Source organism: Pullulanibacillus pueri (assembly GCF_014639255.1).
Taxonomy (GTDB): domain Bacteria; phylum Bacillota; class Bacilli; order Bacillales; family Sporolactobacillaceae; genus Pullulanibacillus; species Pullulanibacillus pueri.
Genome location: NZ_BMFV01000004.1, coordinates 151,047 through 165,637, shown reverse-complemented (window position 1 = coordinate 165,637; position 14,591 = coordinate 151,047). Strand labels below are relative to the sequence as shown.

Genomic DNA, 14,591 nt, shown 5'->3' with positions numbered 1-14,591 from the left:
TAAAACTAAATAAATTATAACAATAGTCCATACCTAAACTATAGGTGTGGACTATTTTACGCTTACAGATAAGGAATGGGAAAAATAAATTCTATTTCTTTAGTAATGGAACAGAACAATGCTGTTGATAAACACTGCAAAAATAAAAGTAACTATAAATAAAGCTTTAAAGGAAAGTAATATTGATCCGAAATTAACTTGTAATGAAAGAAATGATTATAATGACAATGCTGCCGAAGTTTATCCGTGATAGATGGTTCTTGTTGCACTAACAGTAGCGTTTCTTTAACGCAATGGAAAGACGTTTTTAATTTGTCTCCACCAAAATAAATTTAATGTTAGTGTAAGATAAGGAATATTCAGCCATTCGACTAAGAGAGCAGAATAATTGAATAAATATCTGTTAAAAATTAATTGGAAAATTCAGTAGTTGGTGAAAAAGTGAATGTCAAAACTGCTTAATAACAAGGAGACAAAGGGAGATAAAATACGTTCATTTCTCGACAACCTTTTTGAAAGTTGTTTAGGTTGTTTAGGGGTTGGTTATATAATACCTATAATTCTTTCTGTTACAGTTGTAGGACTAGTTTTCTGGATAATACAAAACTTCACTAACGGGCGTTAATTCAAGAAAGAGATCGCTCCTTTGTTATTAAGTAAAGAAGCAGGTTAGTGACATAGCATGATGTCACTGCCTCTTTAGAAACTCTTCTAAATTTGGGGATTGTTTGTATTTAATAGCAGCCATCTTGTCCTTTTCCAAAATAACTTTAGATATGTCAATATTATTTATACTTGCAATTGCTACAGTATAATGTATAACGTCCGCTAACTCTTTTTCCAATGAAGAACTTCCACTATTCGACTTTCTACCCTCTATCTGATTTAACACCTCAGCTACCTCACCAACTTCTTCAACCAGCTTCATAAATAAACCTGTTGAGGAACCACCTTCCTTATATTTTAAAGATAGATAATCTTGCAATACCTCAAAACTTAATTTGTCCATGCTCATTACTCCTTCGAATTTAAGTTTTTCGATAAAATACTGGAAAAATAATATAATATACAAATAACTTTAACATAAAATTTTAACGTTATTTGTACTTTCCTTAGTTTTATTTTTAAAATTCAAAATCAACTTTAGTGTATAATCTTTTATTGCATCGTAGTTTATGTACTGTATATTAAACAAACGGGGGCTTATCTTTAAGAAGGATAAGGTCCTTGTTATTGAAGTAAAAAAAGCAGGATAGTTTAATAAAAAATTAGTAATTATGGAAAGGATGTTTTTATTGGAAATACGTCAGATGGCCACTGCATTCTTAATTCATCAAGGTAAAATGTTAATGATGAAGAAAGAGAAGAGTAAAATCTTTAATTTTGAATTTTGGGGTGGTATTGGAGGTCATATGGAAACTAATGAACTCAATTCTCCAATGGAAGCAAGCTACAGAGAAATTGAAGAAGAAACAGGATTTAAAAGAGAAGAAATTAAAAACTTTAAGCTGAAGTACATTCTGCTTGAGAATAATAGTGGTGAATTACGTCAGCAGTATGTCTACTTTGGTGAAACAGAGCATGGTAACTTTATTCCTTCTGACGAAGGGGAATTATTTTGGATTTCTAAAAATGAATTATTGGATTTACATACCTCAAAAATTATCAATTTAACTCTTGCACACTATTTGAATGATAAAAATAATATTGATAATATTCTTGTGGGAGTAATGATGGCTGACAATGAATTTGAACCTGTAATCCAATGGTCAACCATCAAAGAGACTGTTGGGTTTTAGTTATTTTGGATCGAAGATGAAATTCCATGTTCCATTTGAAAAAGCAAAGGTTTTTAAGAGGTAAATGGAAGAAGAATTTTAATATTTTTGTGTTGACAGTAACATTACGTCACTCTTTATTATTAAAATTACCAAAGGGGGTGTGACACTTGGATCAAAATGTTTATCATATAAAGGAATTTGCTAAAAAAGCATCTATCTCTGTTCGAACTCTTCGTTATTATGATAAACGGGGACTATTAGTACCTAGTGTTTATGACAAATCGGGTTTTAAACTATATACAGACGAAGACTTTACTCAACTTCAATCTATACTTTCTTTCAAGTTTTTAGGATTTTCACTAGATGAAATTCAAGATATACTGTCTGAACATCCAGTGGATTTATCTCAAAGACTTAAACAGCAAAAAATGATGATGAGGGGTAAACGAGCTCAAATGGATCAAATCCTTGAAGCGATTGAACAGGCAGAAAAATCAATTCATTCAAATTTAACGGACCAAAATTCAATTACAAAATTGATCCAAGTAACACAAATGAACTTAAAATCAGAGTGGGTAAATCAAAACTTGGATAATGACGAGCGTTTGACAATGAGAGAAATAGCAAAAGAATCCTATTCTAAAGAAGCGTTACAAAAGTTAGTGGCAAAAGGCTGGACAGAAAAAGACCATAAAAAACATTTAAATGACTATCAGTATTTCAGAAAAAATCTAACGAAACTTGTTACAGAAGGGTATTCACCCGACAGTAGTGAGGCACAAGAATTAGTTAAGTATTTACAGGAAATGAATAACCGTCGTATCCAAGGTGATCCTGAGATTAGAGAAGGAATGAAGAAGTCTTGGGAAAAATTCAATTCACTCCCAAAGACTAAACAACCAAAAACTTATGGTATATCTGAACAGGAAAGAGAATTTATTAAAGAGGCAAGTAAAATATTCTATAAATATAAGAAGTAAATATCCTATTTTGTCGAGCATTCTTGTTCAACTAACGGGGATTTATCTTGAAGAAGGATAATGCCCTTTTGTTATTGAAGTAAAAGAACAGAAGCGTTGAACAAAGATATGATATTCAAGGTCAAAAGGAGGAATTAGGTGAAGATACAACTTGTGGTCCTTTTATATCATACTTATTTGTTTAGGATTAGCATTATATTCATTGTATTCTATTATGAACAATACTTGGTTAATTGCACCGCCAAATTATATATTACTTCTAATGAGTTTATTAGCTTTAGTTTTGGGGATTTTTGGCTTCAAAGAAAAGAGAAATTGGCGAACTCAACTAAGAAGTTGTCTCACCGTAATAATGTCATCACTAACATCTATCGGACTACTTTTGGTTCTATTAATATCGCTTTTATTTCCAAATGAACACATTAAAACAGTTAGTTCGCCTGATCATAGTTATTTAATTGATTTTTATCAGTGGGATATGGGAGCAGCAGGGACTTTTGGGATATTAGGTGAACTTAATGGACCACTATGGTTTAAGAAAAGGATTTATAGAGAAGAAAGAACAGAAAACGTGAAAATTAAATGGGGAAGTAATAGTAAGGTGTCCATAAATAATCATATCCTCAATTTAGATGAACAGATACCTATGGATACCAATGATTATGATATAGCAAACCCTCTAATATAAGCGTAGTGCTTGTTGTATTAACATGGGCATATCCTTCAAGGAAGAGAGGAGTAAAAATGGAATACTATAAATATCTGAGGCAGTATGTCGGGCATAGACCAATTATTTTACCTGGTTCTGTTGTTATCATTTTAAACGAACAAAATGAAGTGTTATTGCAAAAAAGACTTGATGGATATTGGGGACTACCAGGCGGGTTAATGGATTTAGGGGAAAGCTTTGAAGAAGTAGCGAAAAGGGAGGTTTATGAAGAAACAGGATTAGTAGTAGATAACCTAAAACTACTTGATGTGTTCTCAGGATCTAAATATTACATAAAAGTTCCAAATGGTGATGAATTATATTCAGCGACAGCTGTTTACTATACTAGAGATGTAAGTGGAGATATGGAGATTGATTATAGTGAGTCGGAAAAAATGCAGTATTTTTCAATAAATAGTTTGCCAAATGAATTAACTGATGAGTATAGAGGGTTTATTGAGCAATACATAGATTTTGAAAAAAAATACTTAAAGTAATGGTGGGCGTTAGTTCGAGATTTTCGAAGCCTTATTGTACTATCGGCAAAAGAGTTGAATACTGAATTAGAAACTTTTTTGTTTCCGTCATTTTCATTTGATTTTTTTAATAAATACTAGGGGTATTAGAGTTAATATAGCAGGGAGAATATAAAAATAAGAAATTGAAATTATTCCCGTTATACAGAATAGCACCATTAGAATCACAACATATTTTTTTCCTTTGTTTAAAATAGAGGCACCAATTACAGCTAGAATACCACTTATCACACCTAAAAAAACAATGTTTCCAAAAGAATAAGAGTCAACGATAACAGCGAACAACTGACAAATAAAGATATAACGATATCTAATGCTCCACCTATTATACCAACACTCTTCATAAGCATACTCTCATTTGTATTAATTATTTAAAAAATTATTAAAATACCAAAAACACTAAAAGTAGTTTTTTTTAAGCTAATCTAGTTTTTTTCTTTCTTAGGATACATAAAGAATAACAAAAAGAAGTCGGACTATTATTTAGAAATTAAGGTCCAAGGCAAGCATACAAATAATAATTTTTAGTCTATTCAAGTTACAGCGGCTAATATGTTATTGAAGTAAAGGGCAGAAGGGGTTTAATGAGTAAGTCAATGAAACACCATAGAAATAGTGATTAAGTTTTTAAATGGAGAGAGGTGAAACTTTATGAATGCAACGATAGAAAAGGTGGACGACATTGAAGAATTATCCCAGTTTTTATCAAAAATAAATAAACAGAGATACAGACACATTGGTTACTGTGGTGTCAAGGAAGAAGAAATTTGTCAGACATTAAAAGAGGATTTTATTAGTGATAATGGTGACATCAAATTCTTAATCGCCAGAAGCAGCACGGGCCAAATTTTAGCAGCCATTGGACTTGATATTGAAGAAACGAGTGCAGAAGTGTGGGGACCTTTTAATATAACACCTTCTGATTGCCTGCAATTTCAATTATGGAAACAGTTACTGAAAGAAATTTCTTCAGTTCAAGAATTTTATTTCTTTATCAATAATGAAAATAAACAACAACAAGCATTTATGAATAAAATAGAGGCAAAAAAGACTGGCGAACACCTTATCTTGGAAATTAAAGAACAAAATTTTCAAAAAGTGATTCAAATGAACAGTGAATCATTTAAACAAGACGATCTTCAAGCATTTGAAAAATTACATAATTCAACGTTTCCTAACACTTACTATGATGCAAGAACAATTATTAAAAGATTGAACAATAGTAACATGCTAAAGGTGATTAAAACGAAAGCTAATGAACTACAAGGCTATGCCTATTTTGAAATTGATACGGATATGGCAGAGGCTTCATTAGAGTATGTCGCTATTTCAAAAAAAGCTCAAAATCAAGGTTTAGGAACAATGCTGTTAAATGAAGTTCTAACCGAAATATTTTCATACCCACAAATTGATCAAATTAAATTAACTGTAGATAAAACAAATAGCAAAGCAAATCGCGTATATATGAAAGTTGGTTTTGAGCCTAAAGATACTCTTATAAGTTATTTTCTTAAACTACAACGATAGAGGGGGTTATGTAGAAAGAGAGACTTAATAAGAGAACTATCAAATTCACCCCCAAACACTATGTGGATGCTAAAAATAACATTGATAATGAACTCGGAAAAAATAGTGGGTTCCAGATTCTTTTGAGATCATTTGATGCATGAGATCTTATAAACAGAGAGGAGTATGATAATGGTTATAAAGCAATCATTTTCAAATAAAGTCAGGGATTATGTGAAATATCGTCCGACATATCCAAGTGATGCAATCGATTATTTATATGATGTTGTCAAACTTGATGAACAATCGACCGTGGCTGATATTGGTGCAGGAACAGGGAAATTATCGGAATTACTCGTCGGAAGGGGGACTACTGTTATTGCCGTAGAACCTAATCTGGAAATGAGAGTCGCTTCTGAACAAATACTTGGACATGAACCTCACTTTCACGCTGTGGAAGGGTCAGCAGAATCAACGGGTTTAAGCAACGATTCCGTAGACTTTATAGTGTGTGCACAAGCGTTCCACTGGTTCGATCGCTCGGCTACCCAGTTAGAATTTAAACGCATTCTAAAAGAAAACGGGAAGGTTATTTTAGTTTGGAATACACGTCAAACAAATGGAACGCCTTTTTTAGAAGGGTTAGAACAATTGTTGCTTAACTACGGTATGAATTACGCCGAAGTGAATCACAAAAACATTTCGGAAAATGAATTGCTGTCATTCTTTAAAGAAAATACTATGGAAAAGTCTGTTTTTAAAATAGAACAACTATTTGATTTTGAGGGTCTATGTGGAAGAGTAATGTCTTCTTCCTATACGCCTATGCCTGAACATCCTAACTATGACCCCTTGATTGAACAATTGCGAAAGTTATTTAATCGTTATGAAAAAAACGGTAAAGTCACTTTTATATATGAGACAGAGTTATTTTGGGGAGAGATTTAGTCATGAGCGGTACTGAAACGAAGGAAACATTAAAAAGGAAGCATTTATATGGGGAAATATAAAGTTATTTTATTTGATTTAGACGGCACACTTTCGGATCCGAAAGTAGGCATAACGCAATCGGTTCAATACGCTTTGCGGGAGATGGGGATTATTGAACCGAACCTTGATAAACTTGATTGTTTTATTGGTCCACCATTACAAGACTCTTTTGCTGAATATTATGATTTTGATGAGGTGCAAACACTTAAAGCCATAGATTTATATAGAGAAAGATTTAAAGAAAAAGGGATGTTTGAGAACAAGCTCTACCCTGGGATTCCGCTGCTATTAAAATCCTTAAAAGAGGAAGGGGTAACTTTAGTCGTTGCAACTTCAAAACTAACGATTTTCGCTGAGCAAATCTTAAAGTATTTTAACATTGACCATTATTTTCAGCTTATTGTAGGAAGTCATCTTGATGGCACAAGGTCATCAAAAACAGAAATCATTCAATACATATTAAAAAAATATAAGCAATATGATCTTGACCAATTTATTATGATTGGAGATAGAAAGTTCGATATGATAGGGGCAAATCGTACAAAAATTGACTCTGTTGGAGTGACCTATGGATATGGTTCATACGAGGAATTAAGTCAAAATAAACCTACTTATATTGCTAAGAACGTAAATCAACTCAAGGATATTTTAATGAGTGTGAAAGCGTATTAATACACTTTAGCTCAAACAGGCAGGATAGTTTAGCAAGAAATTTTATTTTTAAAAAAATAAAAATCAGCAGGTGAATTGATTGAACGTATGGAATATTCCTTGTTATTAAGTTACAAAAAGGGAGTGTTTTAATGTCAGCAATCAATATCAATGGTGCCTCTTTCGTATTGTTAGTCAAGGAATTAGAGAAAACAATAAAATTTTATACCGATTTAAATTTTAAATATGAGGTGATTGGATCTAAAATAAAACACCACCATATTTCGAGAGATAAATTGACCCTTATTCTTATAGAAGCGAAACCTGGGGATGAAGTGAATCCAATCAGTTCGAGGTATGAAGAACAATATTTTGATGCGTTTTGTTATACAGATTCAGTAGATGTGCTGTTTGAAGAAATGAAAGAAAAAAACGTGACTATTATTAGAAAACCAAATTACAGTTCCTACTGGAGTGAGTTTACCATTAAGGATATTAACGGATACCAAATTGCTTTTGGTGGAGGTATTGTGAACAAAGAACTTATTTCTGGTTAAGGAACACGATATTGATCTAATGGGTGCAATACTTAATAGGGACTCATGGAAATGTTATGACCATTATAATGAATTATTTTAATGAAGACTATGGATATAAGTTTCGGAAGTACACTTCAAAACCAGATGTATATAAATTGGTATTTTCAGGAGGAAGTCTCTTATCAGCACAAAGAGTATGGGAATAACTTATTTAACAAGAGGGGGAGTTAATTCAAGAAGGAGATCGCAATCTATTTATAATGGTAAAGATTGGCGTAGAGGATGGTGAAAATGAATAAGAAATGTTTGTTGTATTTCCTCTTATTCAACAACTACATGAAATGCTCCAACAAACTCTTATTTTAAAGGAAACACGATCGTTACAAGATCGACTGCAAAAGATTTATGAAGAAACGATTGAACTCACAACTAAAAGGCCAGAAGAGATTTTAAAAATTGTTATAAAGGCACATAGAAGCAAGGTCAACGTCCTGTTAATAGAATCAAGTGAACGGGATAGATATAATAGGAATAAAAAAGGTAAGAAGAACGTTTCGAACAAAAAGTCAGACTATTCGGCAACTAATTTAAAGGGGTTAAATCTACAAGAGAAGATTTTCGTGGGAAACTAATGATAGCATCAAATTTAAGTCAAAGTGATTTAAGGAGAGCTGATTTTATTGGTGCTGACCTTAGAGAGACCCAGATTTAAGTGATGCTAATTTGTCTGAAGTTCTCTTTCTTAAACAATCACAAATCAATTCAGTAGTTGGAGATGTTCATACTAAAGTACCAAGTTGTTTAGAAAGACCAGGCCATTGGATTAGCAAAAACGTTTTTTAATCTTCTTGTAGGGGCTAATCTTGCAAAGGAGGAATGCTCAATCCTACCCTATCGTTTACTCGAAAACGATTCGAGCTACCTACAAGGCACTTGTTAAAAACGAGGATGAGGTAGAAACGTTGTAGGTGGATGGTGATAATCATTTTTTTACTTTTAAAGTCCTGATGCCAATGATTTTACAAATCTGTTTTTAGGAGTAGTGGCTTTGTTAAATAACAGTGAGAATCATAAGAAGGAACTCAGAAACTCGGATCTAAAGAATTGGAAGCCCTTAAGTGTAAGTGAAATAAAGCACGTTTTTTCTCATTTATCCGTCACATGGGCGATCGCTGGTGGCTGGGCGTTAGACTTATATCTAGGCAAAAAAACTAGAATACATGATGATATTGATATTGTTATTTTACGACAGGATCAGCCCACTGTCTTTCACTATTTATCGAAACATTGGATGCTATATAAGGCTGAGAATGGTGAGGTTGACTTATGGAAGGAGGGGGAGTATCTACCTTCTATAAATGATATATGGATAAGAAAGAGTGCAAATGATCCTTGGGCTTTTCAACTCATGTTTGTAGATACGTTGGATTCCCTTTGGATTTATAAGCGGGATCGATCGATTCGGAGGGAACTAGAGGATGTTTTTCTAATGACATCGGATGGTATAAAATATTTGAAGCCGGAAATACAATTGCTGTATAAAGGAGGAAGTTCTCACATAAGAGCAAAAGATCAACACGATTTTTTGACATTACTTCCCTCCTTAACACCACAGGCTAAAGAGTGGCTAAGAACTGCATTAATAAAACAAATCCCTAGTGGACATCAGTGGATAGATGCGTTGAAGGCAGAGGAAAGGGACGAGAGTCAATATGGAACAGCTGATGATAAGAAAAATAACTCATGAGGATCATCCTCCGATGACGTTGTTACTTCTTGCCGATCCGTCAGAACCGATAGTGAGGAGCTATTTGAAAAGAGGCGAGTGTTTTGTCGCTGAAAATGGAGCTGAATGCATGGGCGTCTATGTTTTACTTCCCACGAGACCTGAAACGGTTGAGCTCGTCAATGTGGCAGTCGCTGAAGAATGGCATGGCCAAGGCATTGGTAAGCAATTGGTCATGCATGCCATCGAACAAGCGCGTCTTTTAAGGTATAAGACCATCGAAGTGGGAACCGGCAATTCAGGAATAGGTCAACTCGCCCTTTACCAAAAATGTGGCTTTCGGATCACCGGAGTTGATCTTGATTTTTTTATCCGTCATTATCCAGATCCCATTTTTGAAAATGGGATTCAATGTAGAGATATGGTACGTTTAGGACAGGACTTGTGATTTTTGTTGCACAAAACCTTGTGATGTCAAATAGACTATGCTATAGTAAAAGAAATTGACTTAAAGGAGTGGAAAGGATTTATGACATTATCTGTTGTTTTGCAAATGGTATGTGCCTGAGACGGGAGAAGTCTGCCCATTTTCAGAGCAAAATACCAACTGCAAGCAACGGAACGTGTTCACCTTTCTTCCTTTTATAATGAACGGATGTCTCTTATCGAGAGAAAATGAAAAGGCAAAGCGTGACGCGCTTTGTCTTTTTGTTGTCAATCCTTCTTGCAGTTGGTTTTCAAAACTTACAATCAAGGAGAGAATCTCGATGAGTCTTATTAATGTTGAAGGTCTAACCCATGGATTTGCTGATAAATTTGTATTTAAAAATGTGCAATTCCGTCTGCTTAAAAATGAACACGTTGGTTTAGTCGGGCCAAATGGGGCCGGGAAATCGACGCTGATCAAAATCATGACAGGTCAACTGTTACCTGATGAAGGCAAGATAGAATGGAATCCCAAGATTCACGCGGGACATTTAGAACAACATATAGAGCTCCAAGAAAAGGTCACCATTAAAGGCTTTCTTAAAGAGGCCTTCCAGGAGCACTTTGATAAAGAACGTCAGTGGTTGACATTAGGAGAGCAGATGGCAACAGCTACTCCTGATGAAATGGAAAGGCTATTCGATCAGTATGGCCGTCTTCAAGAATGGTTAGAACAGAATGATTTTTACAGTATTGATGCTAAAATTGACAATGTGGCTGATGGTCTAGGGCTTATGCAGTTAGGTATGGAGACCGATGTCAGTAAATTAAGTGGTGGCCAGCGCACTAAACTACTGTTGGCTAAACTTTTATTGCAGCAGCCAGATGTTCTTTTGCTTGATGAGCCGACCAACTATTTAGATACTGGTCATATTGAATGGCTCACCGATTATTTAAAGGGTTATGAGAATGCCTTTTTACTGATTTCTCATGATACTGACTTTATGAATGAAGTCGTCAATATCATCTATCATCTTGAGCATCAGACGCTCACAAGGTATGTGGGGAATTATCAATCCTTTCTCAAACAGCGTGAGATGAAAGAACAACAATTACAAGAAGCATTCAATAAGCAACAAAAAGAAATCAATAAGCTTGAAACGTATATTTCTAAAAATAAAGCCCGAGCGTCAACAGCCAAACAAGCGAAATCTCGTGAGAAAAAGTTGCAAAAAATTGAGCGGATCCATCAGCCGACGAAGCTTCCGAGACCTCGTTTTAAGTTTCCTTTAGGTTCAGAGCCTGTGCGCATGGTATTTGAGGGTGAGGAGGTATCCGTTGGTTACGACCGACCGCTGTTTCCAACTGTGAATTTAAAGCTGGAAAGAGGTGAAAAGATTGCCATTGTCGGTCATAATGGGATTGGGAAATCAACGCTTCTTAAAACGATATTAGGTGAAATTCCGCCATTGAACGGAAACGTCTCTATTGGAGATCGAGTGAAGCCGGCCTATTTTGAACAAGAGGTCCATCTGCCTAATATGACGGCTTTAGATTATGTGTGGGAGAAATTCCCTGAGCATGATCAAAAAGATATTCGAGCAGCGTTAGCACGTTGTGGATTATTGGATGTCCACCTCCGCCAACCGCTGAGTTCTTTATCCGGTGGAGAACAGACAAAGGTGAGATTGTGTGAATGGACGTTAACAAAAACCAATTGGTTCATCCTGGATGAGCCGACCAACCATCTTGATGTTGACGCGAAGGATGCATTGAAAGAAGCTTTAATGGCTTATAAAGGGACTGTGTTAGTTGTGTCGCACGAAAAAGCTTTTGTGGAAGATTGGGTCACAGGTGTCTGGGATGTAGAGGATTGGGTTCAATAATAGAAAAAGAGAGGGTGGTTCATCAAAGATGAGCCACCCTTTTTAAATGGAAAAAGTAGAATTGTAGAGAAAACATCGCGCATTTTTTATTTTTCTTATGCTCTCATTTTATTCAAATCTCGCTTGCCAATCGTGAGCGTGACCATGGCAAGAAAGACAATAATACCGCCGACAAGGAAAGGGATGTGCGGGTTATACCATTCAGCGAGCTTTCCTGCGAGCCAAGGGGCGATAGCGCCACCTACAAAACGGACAAAGCTATAAGCTGATGAAGCGACACCGCGTTCAACTGGAGAAACTTCCATAACGGCAGTCGTAATCAAGGTATTATTGATGCCTAAGAAAGCACCGGCGATAATAATGAGACCAATTACCGTGGCTTCTGAGTTTGTAAAAATGGCCATAAAGATTAAGTCAAGCCCAAATAAAATGAAGATCCCGTACAATGTTGGGGCGACACCAAATTTCCTCTCTAATTTTGGCGCCACAAAGACAGAACAGATGGCAAGAAGGACACCCCAGAAGAAAAAGACGTAACCCACATGAATCGCATCAAGTGATAAAACAAATGGAGAATAAGCGAGCAAGGTAAAGAAGCCAAAATTATATAAAAGAGCAGTAATCCCTAGACTCAATAACCCTCTATGCTTTAAAGCGACAAAAGGGGCCACGATTGATGTTTTTTGTTTAGGTTTTGGCACACCTTTTAATAGGACAAGAATCGCAATAAATCCGATAGCCATTAAGACCGATACGCCAAAAAAGGGACCACGCCAGCTGAAGGAGCCTAAGGTTCCACCTACTAATGGACCGACAGCCATGCCTAGACCGAGAGCAGCTTCATATAAAATAATTGCTGATTCAGCTCCGCCAGTCGCAACGCTCACAATGGCAGCAAGAGCGGTAGAAATAAAGAGCGCATTTCCTAGCCCCCAGCCTGCACGAAAGCCAACGATTTGACCAACAGTATCGGAAATGCCGCCAAGAAAAGCAAATATGATGATTAATAAGAGACCGACTAAAATAGTGGCTTTGGGACCGATACGGCTAGAGATAAAGCCTGTAATTAACATGGCTACACCTGTAACTAACATATAACTTGTAAATAATAATTCTACTTGAGAAGCAGTTGCGTGGAGTTCTTCTCCGATAGATTTTAGAATAGGGTCAACCAACCCAATGCCCATAAAAGCAACAACGCACGCAAATGCAACAGCATAAGCAGATTTCGGTTGGTGGAAAGGGTTGACCTTTTGATGTTTTGACTGAGTACTCATTTTTTCACCTCTAAATTAACATTAGTCTAACATTTTCTGACATAAATCAATCATTTGTGATCTTTCTTCGGGTGTTAACTTACCGAAAAACGTCCCAAGGGCATGTGATCGCGCTCTTGATATATCTTTGACAATCCCTTTGCCTTTGTCTGTAATGACTAGATGGATAACTCTTCGATCATTAGACGAGCGTTCTCTCCGAATAATCTCAGCACGAACCATACGGTCAGCGAGGGCAGTCATTGCGCCAACTGTGATGCCTAACTCGTGTGCAAAGTCTGTCATTTTTTTGGGGCCCTCATCATTCAGTGATTCTAATAGTTGAATCTGAGGACTAGAGAGATAAAAATTCCATTGCTGACGAATTTCACGATTGACTTCTCGTATCAAACGGATAAAAGTAAACAAATTTTGTTCTGCCATTTTCGCCTCCTACTCATCAATAGAAAGTACATTTGTTTAATCACAAAGGTTATCATACCTAAATATTATACGTATGTAAACTATTTTTCACTAAATAAAAAATGTAAGGGGTTTCTCTTAAATATGGCTTTCTTGTGACATCCTGAAAGGGACAGCATGTTTCGAGTATATTTTCTTAAGTAAGCGTTTGACATCTTGATTCCTACAGTGCTAGTCTGAAATAAACTAAGTTGCAGTTGATTTGAAAAAAGAGGTGGAAATAATGGATACAATGAATCATGAGCCTTTTTGGTCCCTTGGTTTTTTTGAATTATGGAATCCTATAATGGTGATTATCCTCTTGATGCTTGGGTGGCTGTACGTCAAATCTGTTTTATCAAAAGAGGGCAAGCTTTCAAAGTCAAAGACTTTTTTCTTGGTCTCAGGACTGGTTTTATTCTACATAGCAGAGGGCAGCCCGTTGCACGCCTTTGGTCATCATTACCTTTTTACTGCTCATATGATGTGTATGTCGATCGCTTATTTTATGGTACCGCCTCTGATTCTTTTAGGACTTCATACTTGGATGGTTGATCCATTATTGAATATGACTTTCATTAGAAAGACGCTTAAGTTTTTCTCTAACCCTATTTTGGGTGTACTCAGTTTTAATCTACTTCTATCCTTTTATCATATTCCCGTCATTTTTAACTTCATTATGAGTCAGGGATGGCGAATGACCTTAGCCAATGTTATTTTGATCATCTTTTCTTTCATAATGTGGTGGCTTGTTTTTCCACCAACGGAAAGAAATACAAGGGTTCTTACACAGTTTCAAAAGCTTGGTTATGTTTTTGCCGCAAGTGTCGTTTTGACACCTGCATGTGCGATGATTATGTTTTCTAATCATGTCATGTACAATACCATTGCCCATGAGCCCCAAGTCATTAGCTTTTTGCCAGCTTTACAGGATCAAAATTCTGGTGGGGTTATTATGAAAATTATGCAAGAAATTGTTTTTGTTTGCGTCCTTGCGCATGTTGTGTATTCGTGGGCAAAAAGCGAAAGAGACCCTGAACAGGATGACTTGAATCCAAAATCCAATAATATTGATTTACTTCAACCTTAATAGTGTTTGATTTATCTAATGAGCGTATTCCGGCGAATACGCTTTTAATAATA

The 14,591-nt window shown here is 35.6% G+C and carries 17 protein-coding genes; 14 read left to right on the top strand and 3 right to left on the bottom strand.

The genetic code is table 11. The features are described from left to right. Window positions 1-688: 688 nt before the first annotated feature. On the bottom strand, window positions 689-1,009 hold the full coding sequence (locus IEV91_RS04590) for a MazG nucleotide pyrophosphohydrolase domain-containing protein (RefSeq protein WP_188496224.1): 321 nt from the start codon (window positions 1,007-1,009) through the stop codon (window positions 689-691). A 286-nt stretch (window positions 1,010-1,295) separates the two neighbouring features. On the opposite strand from IEV91_RS04590, the gene IEV91_RS04585 reads away from it, so the two are divergent. The 13 genes from IEV91_RS04585 (at window position 1,296) to IEV91_RS04530 (ending at window position 11,730) form a co-directional block, all read left to right on the top strand. Continuing rightward, window positions 1,296-1,799 carry an NUDIX domain-containing protein gene (locus tag IEV91_RS04585; protein ID WP_229745401.1) on the top strand — a complete coding sequence of 168 codons (504 nt, stop codon included), beginning with the start codon at window positions 1,296-1,298 and terminating at the stop codon, window positions 1,797-1,799. A gap of 149 nt (window positions 1,800-1,948) precedes the next feature. Beyond that, window positions 1,949-2,761 (top strand): MerR family transcriptional regulator, encoded by an 813-nt coding sequence (locus IEV91_RS04580; RefSeq protein ID WP_188496223.1) that lies wholly within the window; start codon window positions 1,949-1,951, stop codon window positions 2,759-2,761. Between the two features lie 202 nt (window positions 2,762-2,963). Next, the gene (locus IEV91_RS04575; RefSeq protein WP_229745400.1) at window positions 2,964-3,449 is read left to right on the top strand and encodes a DUF5412 family protein; all 486 of its coding nucleotides are present in this window, start codon (window positions 2,964-2,966) and stop codon (window positions 3,447-3,449) included. A 56-nt stretch (window positions 3,450-3,505) separates the two neighbouring features. Beyond that, a complete protein-coding gene (locus IEV91_RS04570; protein ID WP_188496222.1) occupies window positions 3,506-3,967 on the top strand; it encodes an NUDIX hydrolase in 462 nt (153 codons plus the stop codon). A 690-nt stretch (window positions 3,968-4,657) separates the two neighbouring features. Beyond that, a complete protein-coding gene (locus IEV91_RS04565) occupies window positions 4,658-5,533 on the top strand; it encodes a GNAT family N-acetyltransferase (protein WP_188496221.1) in 876 nt (291 codons plus the stop codon). A 171-nt stretch (window positions 5,534-5,704) separates the two neighbouring features. After that, the gene (locus tag IEV91_RS04560) at window positions 5,705-6,460 is read left to right on the top strand and encodes a class I SAM-dependent methyltransferase (RefSeq protein ID WP_188496220.1); all 756 of its coding nucleotides are present in this window, start codon (window positions 5,705-5,707) and stop codon (window positions 6,458-6,460) included. Between the two features lie 48 nt (window positions 6,461-6,508). Then, window positions 6,509-7,174, top strand: coding sequence for an HAD family hydrolase (locus IEV91_RS04555; RefSeq protein ID WP_188496219.1), 666 nt, complete (start codon window positions 6,509-6,511; stop codon window positions 7,172-7,174). 131 nt (window positions 7,175-7,305) lie between these two features. Beyond that, a complete protein-coding gene (locus IEV91_RS04550) occupies window positions 7,306-7,710 on the top strand; it encodes a VOC family protein (RefSeq protein ID WP_188496218.1) in 405 nt (134 codons plus the stop codon). A gap of 284 nt (window positions 7,711-7,994) precedes the next feature. After that, window positions 7,995-8,324 (top strand): hypothetical protein, encoded by a 330-nt coding sequence (locus IEV91_RS21635; protein WP_229745399.1) that lies wholly within the window; start codon window positions 7,995-7,997, stop codon window positions 8,322-8,324. Continuing rightward, a complete protein-coding gene (locus IEV91_RS21630) occupies window positions 8,324-8,404 on the top strand; it encodes a pentapeptide repeat-containing protein (RefSeq protein ID WP_229745405.1) in 81 nt (26 codons plus the stop codon). The genes IEV91_RS21635 and IEV91_RS21630 overlap by 1 nt, the downstream gene beginning before the upstream one ends. 336 nt (window positions 8,405-8,740) lie before the next feature. After that, a complete protein-coding gene (locus tag IEV91_RS04540) occupies window positions 8,741-9,439 on the top strand; it encodes a nucleotidyltransferase domain-containing protein (RefSeq protein ID WP_188496217.1) in 699 nt (232 codons plus the stop codon). Further along, window positions 9,405-9,866: a GNAT family N-acetyltransferase gene (locus tag IEV91_RS04535; protein ID WP_188496216.1), complete on the top strand. Its 462-nt coding sequence runs from the start codon at window positions 9,405-9,407 to the stop codon at window positions 9,864-9,866. Before IEV91_RS04540 ends, IEV91_RS04535 begins: the two co-directional genes overlap by 35 nt. A gap of 319 nt (window positions 9,867-10,185) precedes the next feature. Continuing rightward, entirely contained in the window at window positions 10,186-11,730 is a 1,545-nt protein-coding gene (locus tag IEV91_RS04530; RefSeq protein ID WP_188496215.1) for an ABC-F family ATP-binding cassette domain-containing protein, read from the top strand. A gap of 95 nt (window positions 11,731-11,825) precedes the next feature. Here IEV91_RS04530 and IEV91_RS04525 read toward each other — a convergent pair whose 3' ends face one another. Together IEV91_RS04525 and IEV91_RS04520 are read right to left on the bottom strand one after the other, a co-directional pair. Further along, window positions 11,826-13,007, bottom strand: coding sequence for an MFS transporter (locus IEV91_RS04525; RefSeq protein WP_188496214.1), 1,182 nt, complete (start codon window positions 13,005-13,007; stop codon window positions 11,826-11,828). 21 nt (window positions 13,008-13,028) lie between these two features. Next, window positions 13,029-13,430 (bottom strand): MarR family winged helix-turn-helix transcriptional regulator, encoded by a 402-nt coding sequence (locus tag IEV91_RS04520; protein ID WP_188496213.1) that lies wholly within the window; start codon window positions 13,428-13,430, stop codon window positions 13,029-13,031. Window positions 13,431-13,692: 262 nt separating this feature from the next. Here IEV91_RS04520 and IEV91_RS04515 point away from each other — a divergent pair, with 262 nt between their 5' ends. Further along, window positions 13,693-14,538, top strand: coding sequence for a cytochrome c oxidase assembly protein (locus IEV91_RS04515; RefSeq protein WP_188496212.1), 846 nt, complete (start codon window positions 13,693-13,695; stop codon window positions 14,536-14,538). Window positions 14,539-14,591: the final 53 nt, after the last annotated feature.